At 44.4% G+C, this 15,071-nt stretch carries 16 protein-coding genes; 4 read left to right on the forward strand and 12 right to left on the reverse strand.

Annotated features, from left to right (window positions below; all coding sequences use genetic code 11):
* Nucleotides 1-28: 28 nt before the first annotated feature.
* Nucleotides 29-1,342 (forward strand): TIGR00341 family protein, encoded by a 1,314-nt coding sequence (locus BM375_RS07860; RefSeq protein ID WP_093364981.1) that lies wholly within the window; start codon nucleotides 29-31, stop codon nucleotides 1,340-1,342.
* A gap of 61 nt (nucleotides 1,343-1,403) precedes the next feature.
* On the opposite strand, the gene BM375_RS07865 is transcribed toward BM375_RS07860, so the two are convergent.
* The 4 genes from BM375_RS07865 to BM375_RS17565 form a co-directional block, all read right to left on the reverse strand.
* Nucleotides 1,404-2,081: a potassium channel family protein gene (locus tag BM375_RS07865; protein ID WP_093364983.1), complete on the reverse strand. Its 678-nt coding sequence runs from the start codon at nucleotides 2,079-2,081 to the stop codon at nucleotides 1,404-1,406.
* Between the two features lie 8 nt (nucleotides 2,082-2,089).
* Nucleotides 2,090-3,472, reverse strand: a complete 1,383-nt coding sequence (locus tag BM375_RS07870) for a TrkH family potassium uptake protein (protein ID WP_212611643.1) — start codon at nucleotides 3,470-3,472, stop codon at nucleotides 2,090-2,092.
* A 101-nt stretch (nucleotides 3,473-3,573) separates the two neighbouring features.
* Nucleotides 3,574-4,311: a sodium:solute symporter family transporter gene (locus tag BM375_RS17560; RefSeq protein ID WP_262987257.1), complete on the reverse strand. Its 738-nt coding sequence runs from the start codon at nucleotides 4,309-4,311 to the stop codon at nucleotides 3,574-3,576.
* Nucleotides 4,298-5,080, reverse strand: a complete 783-nt coding sequence (locus tag BM375_RS17565) for a sodium:solute symporter family transporter (RefSeq protein ID WP_212611645.1) — start codon at nucleotides 5,078-5,080, stop codon at nucleotides 4,298-4,300. Before BM375_RS17565 ends, BM375_RS17560 begins: the two co-directional genes overlap by 14 nt.
* A 264-nt stretch (nucleotides 5,081-5,344) precedes the next feature.
* Between BM375_RS17565 and BM375_RS07880 the strand changes: the two genes are divergently transcribed.
* Together BM375_RS07880 and BM375_RS07885 are read left to right on the forward strand one after the other, a co-directional pair.
* Entirely contained in the window at nucleotides 5,345-6,778 is a 1,434-nt protein-coding gene (locus BM375_RS07880; RefSeq protein ID WP_093364985.1) for an alanine/glycine:cation symporter family protein, read from the forward strand.
* Between the two features lie 131 nt (nucleotides 6,779-6,909).
* A complete protein-coding gene (locus tag BM375_RS07885) occupies nucleotides 6,910-7,755 on the forward strand; it encodes a universal stress protein (RefSeq protein ID WP_093364986.1) in 846 nt (281 codons plus the stop codon).
* Between the two features lie 339 nt (nucleotides 7,756-8,094).
* Here BM375_RS07885 and BM375_RS07890 read toward each other — a convergent pair whose 3' ends face one another.
* From BM375_RS07890 to nhaA, 3 genes are read right to left on the reverse strand one after another with little or no spacing between them, the layout of a single operon-like run.
* Nucleotides 8,095-8,346 (reverse strand): hypothetical protein, encoded by a 252-nt coding sequence (locus tag BM375_RS07890; protein WP_139227529.1) that lies wholly within the window; start codon nucleotides 8,344-8,346, stop codon nucleotides 8,095-8,097.
* Nucleotides 8,347-8,353: 7 nt separating this feature from the next.
* Nucleotides 8,354-9,646 (reverse strand): dicarboxylate/amino acid:cation symporter, encoded by a 1,293-nt coding sequence (locus tag BM375_RS07895; protein ID WP_093364990.1) that lies wholly within the window; start codon nucleotides 9,644-9,646, stop codon nucleotides 8,354-8,356.
* A 1-nt stretch (nucleotide 9,647) separates the two neighbouring features.
* On the reverse strand, nucleotides 9,648-10,826 hold the full coding sequence (nhaA, locus tag BM375_RS07900) for a Na+/H+ antiporter NhaA (protein WP_093364993.1): 1,179 nt from the start codon (nucleotides 10,824-10,826) through the stop codon (nucleotides 9,648-9,650).
* Between the two features lie 197 nt (nucleotides 10,827-11,023).
* Here nhaA and BM375_RS17165 point away from each other — a divergent pair, with 197 nt between their 5' ends.
* Nucleotides 11,024-11,185, forward strand: coding sequence for a hypothetical protein (locus BM375_RS17165; RefSeq protein WP_170852616.1), 162 nt, complete (start codon nucleotides 11,024-11,026; stop codon nucleotides 11,183-11,185).
* A 211-nt stretch (nucleotides 11,186-11,396) separates the two neighbouring features.
* On the opposite strand, the gene arsB is transcribed toward BM375_RS17165, so the two are convergent.
* The 5 genes from arsB to BM375_RS17170 form a co-directional block, all read right to left on the reverse strand.
* Nucleotides 11,397-12,443, reverse strand: a complete 1,047-nt coding sequence (gene arsB / locus BM375_RS07910) for an ACR3 family arsenite efflux transporter (protein WP_093364996.1) — start codon at nucleotides 12,441-12,443, stop codon at nucleotides 11,397-11,399.
* 3 nt (nucleotides 12,444-12,446) lie between these two features.
* Complete coding sequence (locus BM375_RS07915; protein WP_093364998.1) at nucleotides 12,447-13,061, reverse strand: low molecular weight phosphatase family protein; 615 nt, start codon at nucleotides 13,059-13,061, stop codon at nucleotides 12,447-12,449.
* Nucleotides 13,062-13,080: 19 nt separating this feature from the next.
* Nucleotides 13,081-13,566, reverse strand: a complete 486-nt coding sequence (locus BM375_RS07920) for a DUF6428 family protein (protein WP_093364999.1) — start codon at nucleotides 13,564-13,566, stop codon at nucleotides 13,081-13,083.
* 73 nt (nucleotides 13,567-13,639) lie between these two features.
* Nucleotides 13,640-13,969 (reverse strand): ArsR/SmtB family transcription factor, encoded by a 330-nt coding sequence (locus BM375_RS07925; RefSeq protein WP_093365001.1) that lies wholly within the window; start codon nucleotides 13,967-13,969, stop codon nucleotides 13,640-13,642.
* 921 nt (nucleotides 13,970-14,890) lie between these two features.
* On the reverse strand, nucleotides 14,891-15,071 hold a 181-nt coding region (locus tag BM375_RS17170; protein WP_170852617.1), incomplete at its 5' end, for a hypothetical protein.

The following is a 15,071-nucleotide window of genomic DNA, read 5'->3' on the forward strand; positions in this document are numbered from 1 at the left end:
CTTTTTCTATAAATATACTCGTCAGAATATGAGCAAAATCCTCCGTTTCTTTGACCTTCATAATGGGGAAGACAAAAAGGAAACCGTCCTGGAAAGTGTTGTCAGCAACATTTCTTTCCGTGGCGCAAATGCCTGGATATTGGCCTGTGCCATTGTTATCGCATCCATTGGCCTGAATGTCAACTCCACCGCAGTGATCATCGGCGCTATGTTAATTTCACCATTAATGGGGCCGATCGTAGGTGCGGGATTTGCTTTGGGGACGTTCGACTTTGCCCTGCTTCAAAAGTCGATAAAAAACCTCTTGATTGCGACAGGTATAAGCCTTTTGGTTTCGTTCCTTTATTTTTCGTTGAGTCCGTTCAAGGAGGCACAGTCTGAGCTTTTAGCCCGTACTTCGCCGAATATCTATGATGTACTGATTGCTTTTTTCGGAGGTCTGGTGGGTGTTATAGCTACTACACGCGTAAACAAAGGCAACCCGATACCGGGAGTAGCGATTGCCACAGCACTGATGCCCCCTTTATGTACCGCCGGCTACGGGCTTGCTATAGGGAACATAAGTTATTTTGCCGGAGCATTGTATCTGTATATCATCAATTGTGTATTTATCTGTCTGGCGACATTTGTTATCGTTAAATATCTCCGCTATCCCAAAATGCACTATGTGGACAAACAAAAAGAGAAGCGGATTTCGCAGAGCATAACCATAATTACACTTATATTGGTGCTGCCTAGCCTTTATTTCGCGTACAGACTGCTACAGGAAAGAAAATATACCTACAAGGTACATGATTTTATCCAACAGGAACTCACCGAAAAGGGCTATACGGTGATTTACGAAAGATTATTACAGAATACCTCGCCAAAGCGCTTAGAACTGGCCTTTTTGGCAAAGAAATTCAGCGAGAGCGAAATAAATACGCTGGAACGGTCTATGAAGACCTTTGGTATAGAGAATACCGACCTGATCATACGACAGGACAGCCTGGACCTTAGATCCAGTATTCTGAATGAGATTAATCAGAGCAATACTTCTGTAAATGAAAAGGACCTGACGATCCGTGCATTGAACAACAGGTTGGCCAAATATGATATGATGGATGAAAGGCTACGTAGTAATATGACGATTCTTTTTCCTGAGGTCAACAATTATAGCATCGGCATCCAAAACCAATATGTAACGCGGGATAGCCTCGCCAAATATATTGCCTTCATTTATTCCACAACGCAAGCATTAACGGAAGAGCAGGATAACAAACTTCAACAATGGATGAAAAGTCAGTTTCCGCAGGATAGTTTAGAATTTATCAGGAAGACATCTGGCGAAGAAAGGCCGTGAACTTATTGGCTCGATAATAATGATCGCGCGTGAGAAAGTAGATCCTGGTTGCGTTTTTTTATTAAAGAAAAGCTTTGATATGGTCATTGTAACCATATATAGCCAGGATATCTCCCTCTTCCAAGACCGTATCGGGCTGCGGTACGCCATGTAGCACGGTGGTGACCACATTTTTTCCGAACGAGGTACGCTGTTCGGTACTCTTTAAGATCGTGAGAACCAATAGTTCATACTTTTCCCGGAAACCGATCTCCTGTATGGACCTGCCTACATATTTTTGAGGAACGACCACTTCGACAATGGAATAGTTGCTGTTCAGTTCAAAAGAATCCACAAGCCCCGTCATACAGAGGCGCTTTGACCAGCGTTCGGCGGATTCCTCCTCGGGATGTGCAATCTCGGAAATACCCAGTGCACCCAGTACCTTCTCATGCAGACGGTTAACGGCCCTGCTGATCAGACGCTTGACCTGGGCTTCCTTGCACAAGGCAGAGACCATGATATTCGCTCCTTCGTCTTCTCCGATGGCCACCACGACTACATCCGTGTTCTTCAGCGGCAAGGTAGAAAACGCGGCTTCATCGGTCGCGTCCAGACAGATGGTATGGGTGATTTTCTCCTTCAATGCGCTGATCTTTTCCATACGCTGATCGACACCGATAACCTCATTGCCCTGCATCGTCAGCTTTTCCGCCAGCGATGCGCCAAAATTTCCCAATCCTACAACGATAAACTTCATAACATTTCTTAATAGATGGTAAGCTCTTCCTGAGCATACCTGTAATGTGTATATTTTATTTTTTTGATAAAAGCGATCAGTAAGGACAGCATCGTTACCCTTCCCACGAACATGACAATGATCAGTACAACCTTGCTTCCGACCACAAAGCCACTTGTTACGCCAAGGGACAGTCCTACGGTGCTATAAGCAGAAAAGCACTCGAATGCAATTTCAAGCAACGGACGGTCGGGTTCAAAGAACGAAATCGAGAAAATTGCGATGCCAATGGTAAACAGAGAGAGAAACATCGTTGCAAAAGCTCTTTTTATAGATATGGAACCTATCTCCCGTCCGAAAACCTCGGTGCGGTCCTTTCCCTTAGCCAGGCTCAGCACGTTCATGACAGCCAGTGCAATTGTACTTGTCTTGATACCACCTCCGGTGGAGTTGGGAGAAGCGCCTATCCACATCAGCAGCATAACAAAGATGATCGTTGAGAACTGCAATGCGCCGAAGTCTATACTGTTGAATCCCGCAGTCCTTGGCGTAGTAGCCGTAGAAAAGGCGATTACTATTTTTCCGATACCCTGATGGGCAGAAAGGACGTGGCCATACTCGTTTACGTAGATTACAAAAGTGGCGAAGAACGTTATAATTCCCGCGGTAACCAGGTTGATCTTGCTGTTGATGTTCAGTACCCAAGGACGGTGGAAGCTTCCCCTCAATGTCCATTTTCCGACTACCCTTCTATAAACATGCCTGATATACTGGAGTACGTTTACCACGATAGGGAATCCCAACCCTCCGAAGATATAGGTCAGGGATATAACAAACTGTAGGCTATAGTTATGCACAACGGTACCTTCCATTAAGCCGTTGGACAACGTGGAAAACCCTGCGTTGCAGAAAGAGGATATGGAATGGAAGAGCGAGAAAAATATCCGGTTACCCAGAGACATCCCATTTCCATCGCCCAAGCTCCAGAAAATTCCCAAAGCTCCGACCAGTTCAATGCCCAGCGTGATCCAGACCATACGCCGGAGCAGCACAAAGACCTCCGACATCCGTTCGGTATTCGAATACGCACCTACGGTCAGCTGGCTTTCGTAAGTACTGCCGCCCTTAAGAAAATAGGTGAACAATGCTGCGAAAGAGAGGATGCCTATGCCACCGGCCTGGATGAGCAGCATGATGATCAGCTGTCCCCAGAACGTAAAATGGGTTGCCGTATCGACCACGATCAATCCCGTGACACAAACCGCGCTTGTTGAGGTGAAAAGGGCATCAATCCATGACAACGGTTGGTTCAGTGCCAACGGTAGCTTTAAAAGACAGGTGCCGGCTGCGATCAGCAGCAAAAAGCTGGAAATGAACAGCTGAGCTGGATTATAGAAACGTTTTTTTACCACTATTTTAAAAATGCGGGGGTAAAGCTAACGGTTTTTTCTTTATTCCCAAAAAGGGAAAAACAGTCTTTCTTTCCCCACATTTAAAGGCTTTCTATTATTTATTATCTGTTGTTTTCGCGCCCAACGATCTCCCGCACCTCTTCAAATTCTCCTTCGACCTCCTCTGGGACACGTCCGGTCATTAAAGAGACCGCCACGGTGGTTAGAAAACTCAGTAAAAAGCCGGGAATGATCTCATAGACGTCCTTATAAGCATGCGGTACATAAACCCATAGCAATACCGTGGCCCCGCCCACCAGCATGCCGCTCAGTGCACCCATTGCTGTTGTACGCTTCCAAAGCAATGAAAGGATAACGAGGGGACCGAAGGCCGCGCCAAACCCGGCCCATGCATTGCCAACAAGACCCAGGATACTTTCCTGTGGATCCAGTGCCAACAGGAAGGCTACCACGGCTACCACAAGCACCGATATACGGCTGATGATGAGCATATTTTTGGCCGTAGCATGTTTGTTGAAAAACGTTTTATAGATATCCTCTGTCATCGAACTGGAGGTCACCAGAAGCTGCGAAGATATCGTACTCATCACTGCCGCCAGGATAGCGGAAAGCAAAAATCCACCGATGAGCGGATGGAAAAGCGCTTTGGAAAGATATATGAATATCGTTTCGGAAAGTTCCTGCGAGGCATCAAATTTCAACATGGTGTCCGTGTCAAACTGCTGTAGGTAGGCGATCCCGAAAAAACCGAGGAGCAGGGAGCCCAGAACAGTTCCGATCATCCAGGTCATGCCCACACGTCTGGCTTTTTTAATGTCCTTTACGCTATCGATTGCCATAAAACGGACGAGGATATGCGGCTGACCGAAATACCCCAGCCCCCAGGCCAATAGAGAGAATGGATATCGCGGTAGTTCCCCGTAGCATGTCCATATAATTGGTATCCTTGGTATAGATGGTGTCCACCGTTTCCCCTATGCCCCCCAATTGAAAAGCCACGACAGTAGGTATCAGAAGCAGGGCAATGACCATAATGGTCCCCTGTACGGCATCCGTCAGGCTTACGGCCATAAAACCACCGATGAATGTATAGAACACTACGACAAGCGAAGTCACCCAAAGGCCGATACTGTAATCCATCCCGAAAGCCGATTCGAACAACCTTCCTCCCGAAACCATTCCGGCAGAAGTGTATAGGGTAAAAAATACCAGAATAAAGACGGAAGAGACTAGCTTCAATAGCTGCGACTTATCACGGAAGCGGTTTTCAAAGAAAACGGGCAGTGTTATCGCATTTTTCGCAACTTCGGTATACACCCGAAGGCGTGGCGCTACGATAAGATAGTTCAAAAATGCTCCGGTGGTAAGTCCGATGGCGAGCCAAGAACCCGATAGCCCCATCATGTACATGGCACCCGGAAGCCCCATCAGAAGCCATCCGCTCATATCGGATGCCCCAGCGGACAGGGCGGTCACGAAGGGTCCCATCTTGCGTCCACCGATCAGAAATTCTTCGGAGTTACTTGTCGACTTTCGGTATCCGTAGATACCTATCATAATCATGATCAGTACATATAAACCTATAGAAATCAACTCATAAATATTCATGCGCAATGTGTTTTATAAAATAAGAACCTGTTTCCACAAAAACGTGAACAAAAATAAAAGTTAGGGGATTAAAGGTCACATCTTGTGCAAGCGGTCGGGGTAAAGGTATAAAAAAAATTATACCTGACATGACCCAAAGGCGTGGTATCGTTTAGGTATAAACAAAATATATAGTATAAAAAAAATAGATAGATACGCTCTATAATCTATGTTTTAGTGTCCGTTTTTTCCTACCTTAGTTCGATTGAAACCAAATACCATTAGATGCAGCAATTCATAGACCAGATCTATAACATCGTCTGGAGCGATGCCCTCGTTTATCTCTGCCTTCTAGCAGGAATCTATTTCACCTTACGCTTTCGGTTTCCACAGCTGCGCTATCTTCGGCATATGGTGCAGCTCCTGTTCAAGGGTAACAGTTCAAAAAGGGGAATATCTTCGTTCCAGGCCTTTGCCCTAGCGATATCCGGACGGGTCGGTACAGGTAATATTGCAGGTGTAGCAACAGCTATCGGTATGGGCGGTCCAGGAGCGGTATTCTGGATGTGGGCAATTGCCTTTCTGGGTAGTTCGTCCGCCATCATTGAGGCATCCCTCGGACAGATGTACAAAGAAGTGAAAGATGGGCAGTACCGCGGTGGCCCTGCATTCTATATCCTGAAAGGTCTACACTCTAAGGTCTTTGCATGGGCCTTTGCCATTGTCACGATTATCAGCACCGGCTTTCTTTTGCCCAGCGTGCAGAGCAACAGTATCTCGCTGGCCGTCCATTCTTCTTTCGGTATTTCCCACCATATCATAGCCGTTGTACTAGTGTTACTTCTGGCGTTTATCATCATAGGAGGAGTCAAGCGTATAAGCCGCGTAGCCGAATATGTTGTTCCGTTCATGGCAGGAGCGTATATCCTGATGGCCGTAGTAATTATGGCACTCAATTTCCGACAGATACCTGATGTTATCGCCCTGATATTCAATGCAGCCTTTAATACCGAATCAGCATTTGGCGGTATTATCGGCATGGCTATTTCATGGGGTGTAAAGCGTGGCATTTACAGCAACGAAGCCGGACAGGGAACGGCACCCCATGCTGCTTCGGCAGCAGCGGTTAGTCATCCCATCAAACAGGGGCTGGTACAGGGGTTTTCCGTTTATGTGGATACCCTTTTTGTCTGTACGGCAACAGCGTTCATGATCCTGTTTACGGGGCAGTACAACGTCGCAGACCCCGAGGGAGGATTCCTTGTCCAGAATCTAGGAGAGAAAATACAGGCCGGACCGGAATATACACAACTGGCCGTAGCAAGGCATTTTCCAATGATAGGCGATAGTTTTGTGGCGATTGCCCTTTTCTTTTTTGCCTTTACGACGATCATGGCGTATTATTATATTGCCGAGACCAATGTCAGTTTTGTAATGGGCGCTAGCCGGAATAAACTGTTGATATGGGCATTGCGCCTTCTTATTCTTGCATCGGTATATATGGGCTGTATATCCACGGCGGAATCGGCATGGACGTTAGGGGATATAGGTGTGGGTATCATGGCGTGGCTGAACGTCATTGCCATTATCTTCCTGCACAACCGGGTGCTGGTACTGCTGAAAGACTATGAAATGCAAAGACGCGAAGGAATAGACCCCGTATTCGACAGCTCAAAATATGATTTCCGTCGTATGGATTTCTGGAACCGGAAAAAATAATCCGTCCCTGGACTGCCCCGGTATCCCCGATATATGCGGAATAACTTGCCAAAGCCACCGGGGCTTTGTATTTTTGATAGAATAGCCTGTACAATGGAAGTGTACCGGCATCAGATATAAAAGAATCAAATATGAATCAGACCATTTTGGTACCCACAGATTTTTCGAACAACTCCCTGATAGCTGCACGGTATGGCATAGAGCTGGCCCGTAAGATGCGGGGACACGTCCACATTTTCCATGCCTACCGTCCGTTTACCTCTGCTTTCCAGAGTCCTCTGGCCAATCAGACGGATGAGGAGCGGGCAAAGATTGGCGCAGAAAAGGGACTTGCAGAATTTATGGACAAGCTAGGAAGATATCCGGATTTACAGGTAACCGCAGGCACTGCTAAAAATAGTCTTTTAGAAGCCATAAACAATTATATAAAAGAAGACGCTGTTAGTCTGGTTGTTATGGGCGCGCATGGCGCCTCGGGAACGCGAAAGGATCTATTGGGCAATAATACCTACGATGTGGCCAAGGACGTATCGCGCCCGCTGCTGATCGTCCCGGAGCATACGAACTCTTTTAAACTCGAAAATGTAGTCTTTTTCACGGATTACCAGCAGGGTGATATCAAGGGCCTCACCAGTTTTAATACGCTGTTCGGCGATATAGCCCCTTCCTGTACGCTTGTACATATCCACGAAGGCAAAGACGCGCCAACGGACGATGACCTGCGGAATCTGGAACAATGGAAAGTGACATTGGAAAAGGAAACTCCGGTGACGGGCTTGTCTACGGAAATGGCACACGTCCCGGAAAATGTGGAGGAAGTTAACGAGATTTTAGATAGGCTCAAAGCAGATATGACGTTGATTACCCTTATCGACTCCCGGGGATTTTTCAAAAAATTGCTGCACAAAAGTCTGGCGAGGGCCATTGTGCTCAATCCCCATACGCCTGTCCTGCTGACTTCCGAAGATACGGAGTAGCAACGGATATGTAAATAAAGCCGCCCAGTGCATAAAAGGCGATATCCCACGGATCGGCCGTCATGTTGTGGTTCCATATGGGAAATACTATTTCGCAGAGGATAGATATTAATAGAAAGTACCCTGCGATATGTAAAAGAGGTAGGGTGTGTACACGCCAGCGATGGAGTAGCTTCCGTTCCCAGACAATAAGGTGCATTAGGATAGGCATGCACAGCAGGGGATCGAGATAGCTATCGACTAGGGGAAGGGATGTGCTCGCTATTTTCTGTAGGTATTGGTGTAGTATGAACAGAAATGCACATATGGTAAAAAGTATGGCTGACTTTTGTCCCGCTTTCATAGCGCAATCAGAAAAACGAGCAACAGCACGACCAGCAGCACCGGTGATAGCAACAATAAGAGCAAAAGGACAGGCAGTTTCAGAATAAACATAACGATTTGCAAGAAAAGGGGCTGTCCTTTCTTCGGACGGACCCAATCTTCCAATTTCCTGTATGCAGACGAGATGGTTTCCTTTATCTCGTCCGTCGCCGTTCGTTTCTTTGATTCGGTCCGGCTATCCTTATTGGTATTTCCATTTCCTTCCATTTTTTCTTTAAGCCCCGTCATTTTCCGCAAGTTCCGCACGACCTGTGCCTGACCTGTCCATTAATAGAGCCACCATGGAATCACCGGATATATTGGTTGCTGTACGGAGCATGTCAAGCGGTCTATCAACCGCAAAGATTAAGGCTATACCGGCAGGACTGATACCGATGGATTCCAATACAATCACGAGCATCAGTATGCCGGCTCCCGGTACGGCTGCCGCGCCGATGGAGGCCAGGGTTGCCGTCAAGATGATACTAAGCTGCTGGGCAGTTGTCAGGTCATGTCCCATCACCTGGGCAATAAAGACCGCCGCAACCCCTTGGTACAGACAGGTGCCGTCCATATTGATGGTGGCACCTATAGGTAGGACAAAGCTCAGAACATCTTTCCGTATATGCAGGTTTTCTTCCGCACATTCCATCGTTACCGGTAGCGTGGCGGCACTCGAGCTGGTCGAAAAGCCAAGGAGCTGTGCCGGAAGGATGGCTTTGAAAAACCGGAAAGGATTCATGCGGCCGAAGAAATAAACGAAAAGTGAATAGACACCATACACAAGCAATAATAGTCCCAATACTACGGTAAAAGCGTACATGCCCAACGCTTTAAATACATCAAAGGAAGGTGCTTCCGCGATGAGTGTGGCAATAAGCGCGAACACACCATAAGGAGCGAACAGCATCATCAGGTCGACGATCTTCAGCACAATGGCGTTTCCGGCATCCAGGACCTTTTTGAATGCCTTTATCTCGCCAAAGGGCAAAGATATCATGGCAACACCGACCAGCAGGCTGAAAAAGATAATCTGCAGCATATTGCTGTTTACCGACATCGAATCGAAAATGTTTTCCGGCACGATATCGATAAGGGCCTGTAAAGGGCCTCTGGTTTGCTGTACCTCGGCTGCCTCATCTACCTTCTCCTGAACTTCGCCTCCGAAAGATCGTAACATTTCCTGTCGGGTATCTTCGGAAATAAAACTACCGGGCTGTATGAGGTTGACCAGTCCAAGACCTATGGTGACTGCGATAACGGTCGTCAGTATATACATACCGAAGGTACGTAGGCCAAGGCCAGAAAGTTGGGTGGTATCCTTGAGATCGGAAACGCCTTTGATCAGCGATACGATAATCAGCGGAATAGCGATTAGTTTAAGCAGGTTGATAAAAATCGTTCCGAAGGGTTTGATCCAGTCGATGATAAAGTCTTTTCCGCCTGTAAACTGGATACATAATAGTCCCAAAAGGATACCTCCTACAATACCGATCAATATCTGCCAGTGTAACGCTATCTTCTTCATCCTATGTCTTTTTTTCGTTATCGTTTGATGGTGTTGCGACTCGGCTCAACAGGATATATCCCGTTACACCCGAAAGGAGCGAAGCGATCAGTATAGAGAATTTTGCCTCGGCAATAAGCAGGTTGTCCGAAAAGGACAGCAGGGCAATAAATATGGACATGGTAAAGCCAATACCCGCCAAAAGACCTACTCCAATGATCTGTGCCCAGGATGCCCCCTGCGGCATGGAGCCGATACGCAACAGGATTGCCAGTTTTGTCATCAGATAGACACCGACAGGCTTGCCCAGCATAAGCCCAACAATGATCCCTACACCCAAAGGGGAGATCAGTCCCTCCAGCATGCCCTCCTCGAAACGGATGGCCGTATTAGCTAAGGCAAACAGGGGTACGATCAAAAAATTTACAGGCGTAGTAAGGGCGTGTTCGAGTTTCAGCAAGGGCGGTTCTCCCTGCCCTTTGGTAGCCAGTGGAATGGTCATGGCCGTCAGTACACCCGCGATGGTAGCGTGGATACCCGAATGATGGACAAAGTACCAGATAAAAAGACCCGGGATGAGGTAAAAGAACAACGACCGGACACCTAATCTGTTAAAAACGAAGAGCAGTGCCAATATCGCCGCAGCGTAGCCTAAGTATATAGTGTGTAATTCGGCCGAATAGAAAATGGCTATGACCAAAATCGCGATGAGATCGTCCACGATGGCCAGGGCAGCTAAAAAGACTTTTAATGAAGAGGGCACTCGTTTGCCTAGCATGGCGATCACAGCCAAGGCGAATGCGATATCCGTTGCCATAGGGATCCCCCAGCCACTAACGGTTTCCGTCCCTTGATTGACCGCGAAATATATACCAGCTGGCACAATGGCTCCGCCGAAGGCACAAAATATCGGGAGAAGAGCTTGTCGCGGGGTCGAAAGCTCTCCGCTGACAAGTTCCCGTTTTATCTCCAGTCCGACCAAAAGAAAGAAGATAGCCATCAGGCCATCGTTTATCCAGAGGGCGGCCGTATATCGTAAATGTACCGAAGCTGTTTCAAAGCCTAGCGGCGTGTTCAATATATTTTCAAATGCGGCACCGAGTGGCGAGTTTGCAATGGACAGGGAAATAAGCACACATATAAACAGGATTATCCCTCCGCTTGTCGGTGAATCAGTAAAATTTTTGAGGATTTTTAGCATAACTAGTTCCGTAAAATGTGACAAGTTTCAAAGATAATATAACCAAATAGATTAGAAAAGGAAAATCGGATATGATTGCCAAAACCGTCGTGTTGCCAAGTGTTTACATCAATTTTCGCTCAAATAGCCATGACCTTTATATTGAAAATATTAAATTAGTAGAATTTTATAAATTGTTGATATTTAAAACTAATGTTATGAAGAAGAGGCCAAATACAGCTTTGATATTTATATTGGTCTTAGGTGGAATTGCCGGAATACTTTATTTATTAGGGCTGCACGAGACATTTGGATTGGCGGCCATGTGCCTTGTGGCATTAGTTCTTACGTTCTTGATTGTTTTCTTTATTTCGCAATAGGCGGTTATTTATGCAATGATTAGGTCACAAGAGCGCTTACCAATAAACAGACATATACATAGTGGTCTCCTGTAATTATTGTAGATTTCCAGTATGGAATTTATTTTTTGTATCTTATTAAGTTCATCTTTTTGAAATTCCTTAAAAGACAATATATATAATATTGGCATAAACATCCAACAAACATATCAATATCATGAACAACATCGGGTTATGCTGCCGACTTCGGTATATAACATACTTTTTCTAGCCACAAGCTTACCCTTACCAATAGTATCAACACAGGCACTTCTACGAGTGGGCCGATAACGCCCACGAATGCCTGTGGCGAATGAATACCGAATACGGCAATGGCTACGGCTATTGCCAATTCAAAATTATTTCCTGTAGCGGTAAACGAAATGGACGCATTCTTATCGTAAGGAACATTTAAGGATTTGCTTATAAAGAAGCTCAAAAAAAACATCAGTACAAAGTAGATGATTAACGGTATCGCTATTTTTATAACGTCCATTGGCAACTCCAATATTTTATCGCCTTTCAAGCTGAACATCAATACAATCGTAAACAGTAGAGCATACAATGTGAGGGGTGATATTTTGGGTACAAATTCCCTGTTATACCATTCTATCCCTTTTGATCTTATAAGGGTGTACCGGCTCAAAAAACCTGCCACAAAGGGAATACCCAAGTATATCAAAACGCTTTCAGCTACATCTTTCATCGACACGCTTACATTGAAATTGGCTAATCCTAATTTACTCGGCAATACGTTGATGAAAAGCCAAACTAAAAAACTGTAACTCAATATCTGAAAGATGCTGTTTAACGCTACCAATAATGCCGTATACTCCCTGTTGGCTTTTGCCAAATCGCTCCATACGATGACCATTGCGATGCACCTGGCCAATCCTATCAAAATCAACCCTGTCATATAATCGGGTTCGTTCCGTAAAAACAGAACGGCTAAACCGAACATCAGCACCGTACCGACAACCCAATTGAGCAATAGGGATATTCCGATTACTTTTTTATCCTTAAATGCTTGGGGCAATAGTGAATAATCTACTTTTGCCAATGGCGGGTACATCATCAGTATCAAGCCTATTGCCAACGGAATATTGGTCGTACCTACAGACGCGCTGTCTGTCACATTGGATATATTGGGAAAGAAATATCCCAATCCTACACCTACTGCCATTGCAAGGAATATCCATAGGGTAAGAAAACGGTCAAGGAATTTTAGTTTTGGTTGCATTGGTTATTTGTTAATCATTGAAAAAACATAGAACATTTCGGAACCAATCTGCAAACTTCTTTCGGCATATACCTTTGTCTGATCTGCTGTACCGTCAGAAATTTTAGGGTCTTCAAATGTAATAGGTATTCGTTTTTCTGCACCCGCGATAAAAGGACAGCCACCGTCTGCCTGTGAACAGGTCATAATGGCTGTGAACGCTGATACAGGATTGAAAAGACTATCGTACTTTTTTGAAAAACCGATTATCGGCAGGGCATTTTCGCTGTACTTAATGGCATAAACCGGATTGTCCATTTCCGAAATTTTGAAAACAGAAAAACCCTGTTTAGTCAATGTTTCCACCACTTTCGGGAACAAAGCTGTTTCTTCCGTACCACCCGAATAGCAATGTACATTCGAGATATGATAATACGAACTAGCTACCTGTGACCAAACCTGTGCTAAAAGACTTCTGCGTGAATTGTGGGTACAAATGAAATTTAGGTTTATTTCCTGTCCGTTGTTTACCTTTTGCTGTACGAAATCCACTAATAGTTGCAATACGTCTTTGCGTTCTTCAGTGATATTCTGATTAGAAACAATTTCGTCAATCGTTCCGATTAGATCTTTATACATAATGATTGATTTTCCGATGTTAGCAACAGCCCGAATTTGGTGTACAGCAAGCACTGTTCAACTCCGATAATTTTACCTTTTGCTTTCCTGCATGTTCGGCAGACAGGTCTGCAGGAATACTGCAGGCATCACTCGCCAAGCAAGCGGTCTGTTTGTTCTTCAGTACAAAATGGTTTCCGTTAAAATTCAAATCGTATTTGCCAATCGTTTCGCTTTGGTATTCCACTTCTATTTCTGCATCTTCAATACCCAATTTTTCTTCGGATAGTTTAATGATGTTCAGCAGTTTGGTCGGCTTTAATCGGTGTTCAAAATCGTTGGCGTTCCATAATTGGAAATTGATAACCTTTTCATCTCTGATCGTTCCGCCACAATCAATAAAATGTTTGGCAATATTGCCTATTTCCGTAACATGGAAATGTTCGGGTACAAATGCTCCGTTCTCTAGCTGAAATTCAACATTATCCAATGTTGGTAGGATTTCTTTGATGTTTGACAGTTTCATTGTTTCTAAATTTTAAGTGATTTACTAAATGATTTATCGTAATATTACGATGTTAAATGATAAAAAAATAGGGCTAACAGCATTTGTTAACCTTTACTTCCTGATTGAAGAATATATTAAAATCTGCTTGGATTTTTTTCCAAACATTTTCATCAATACAGTAACAAACTGATTTTCCCTCAATAGTTCCTTGAATTATACCAATACTTTTCAATTCTTTTAAGTGCTGTGAAATGGTTGCCTGTGCTAACCCCAGTTCCTCTACTAAATCATTGCAGATACAAGCCTTTTGACCTATGATATACTGAAGTATGGCAATTCTTGCAGGATGTGCCAAAATCTTAAACAGCAATGCCAGTCTGTTTTGTTCTTCTGTGAATATTTCTGATTTGGTAAGTCCCATATTACAATTTTATATATCGCAATATTACGATAATAAATTTATTTATCAAAATCGAGACTATACCTAACTATGGTTAATTATTTAACAAATCACTAAAATCGCTTTATAATCTGAGGTCCGACTTTCTGTAACTAAATTCTATTGACAGGCGAACTAATTAAACTAGTTGTTCTTTTTCGAAAAGGATACTTTTTTCTCGATACACACTTGAATTTAACATCTAAATTCCTTACCTTCAAACCATAAAGCAATTGCAGCTAAAACGTATGTCAAGCCAGTGAGTTATTCGGTGAGTCGGGAAGCCAAGTGTTTGTAAATTACTGATAGAGAGATAGATGTTCGAAGGGTTCGATTCCCCTACGGGCTACTAAAAAAAGCATCAATCCACATGATTGGTGCTTTTTTTATGCTATGGGGCGAGAAATGGGCCGAATTGATTTGGTTGTATTTGAACAGTTTTTACCCCTATAATTACCACTAACCTTTTCCGGAATGTACAATCCACGGATTAAGAGCCTGTTTAAATTTCTATAAAAGCCCAAAACGCGTCATTATGAGGAGCGTTAGCGACGTGATAATCTGCGTTTTGAAGCTGTGAGAAGAAGCTTATACATAGATTTTGCTTCGCAGAGCTCACTTCGTTCGGTTCTCCTCGTCCCTCGTCGAAATGACGTATGAATTTTATTTTTAAACAGGCTCTAAATATTTTCTAATTGTTCGTGAAAAACCTGGGATGTATAATAAAATATCTTCCATAACGATCGTGATAGTACAAATTATGATCCGATTCTTTGTATGCTCATATTTCGATTGTTTGAATATTTATAACTAAAGTCTGTTATTACTTATGAAGGTACGCATGATATCCATCTATTGATTACGGGGTACGACATCACGGGTATAAGCAGTTTTTTGTAGGAGTTATTGTCCTCCTGCTGTTCTTCGACTGGTGTTGGAGATTTCTTCGGCATTTCTTCGAGATCTGTTCGAGATCTGTTCGGGACAGCTTCGGGACATCTTCGGGAGTTGTTCGGGAACTGTTCGGCTGTTCTTCGACTGCGAGTCGAAGAACAGTCGAAGGATAGCCGAAGCGCAGCCGAAG

Origin of the sequence: Sphingobacterium wenxiniae (assembly GCF_900116225.1) — a bacterium.
In the GTDB taxonomy this organism is placed as follows: Bacteria; Bacteroidota; Bacteroidia; order Sphingobacteriales; family Sphingobacteriaceae; genus Sphingobacterium; species Sphingobacterium wenxiniae.

Excerpts from the sequence above, each read along its gene's own strand:
- BM375_RS07860 (WP_093364981.1), top strand. The coding sequence starts at position 29 with ATGAGCAAAATCCTCCGTTTCTTTGACCTTCATAATGGGGAAGACAAA.
- BM375_RS07865 (WP_093364983.1), bottom strand. The coding sequence starts at position 2,081 with ATGAAGTTTATCGTTGTAGGATTGGGAAATTTTGGCGCATCGCTGGCG.
- BM375_RS17560 (WP_262987257.1), bottom strand. The coding sequence starts at position 4,311 with ATGGCAATCGATAGCGTAAAGGACATTAAAAAAGCCAGACGTGTGGGC.
- BM375_RS17565 (WP_212611645.1), bottom strand. The coding sequence starts at position 5,080 with ATGAATATTTATGAGTTGATTTCTATAGGTTTATATGTACTGATCATG.
- BM375_RS07880 (WP_093364985.1), top strand. The coding sequence starts at position 5,345 with ATGCAGCAATTCATAGACCAGATCTATAACATCGTCTGGAGCGATGCC.
- BM375_RS07885 (WP_093364986.1), top strand. The coding sequence starts at position 6,910 with ATGAATCAGACCATTTTGGTACCCACAGATTTTTCGAACAACTCCCTG.
- BM375_RS07890 (WP_139227529.1), bottom strand. The coding sequence starts at position 8,346 with ATGGAAGGAAATGGAAATACCAATAAGGATAGCCGGACCGAATCAAAG.
- BM375_RS07895 (WP_093364990.1), bottom strand. The coding sequence starts at position 9,646 with ATGAAGAAGATAGCGTTACACTGGCAGATATTGATCGGTATTGTAGGA.
- nhaA (WP_093364993.1), bottom strand. The coding sequence starts at position 10,826 with ATGCTAAAAATCCTCAAAAATTTTACTGATTCACCGACAAGCGGAGGG.
- BM375_RS17165 (WP_170852616.1), top strand. The coding sequence starts at position 11,024 with ATGAAGAAGAGGCCAAATACAGCTTTGATATTTATATTGGTCTTAGGT.
- arsB (WP_093364996.1), bottom strand. The coding sequence starts at position 12,443 with ATGCAACCAAAACTAAAATTCCTTGACCGTTTTCTTACCCTATGGATA.
- BM375_RS07915 (WP_093364998.1), bottom strand. The coding sequence starts at position 13,061 with ATGTATAAAGATCTAATCGGAACGATTGACGAAATTGTTTCTAATCAG.
- BM375_RS07920 (WP_093364999.1), bottom strand. The coding sequence starts at position 13,566 with ATGAAACTGTCAAACATCAAAGAAATCCTACCAACATTGGATAATGTT.
- BM375_RS07925 (WP_093365001.1), bottom strand. The coding sequence starts at position 13,969 with ATGGGACTTACCAAATCAGAAATATTCACAGAAGAACAAAACAGACTG.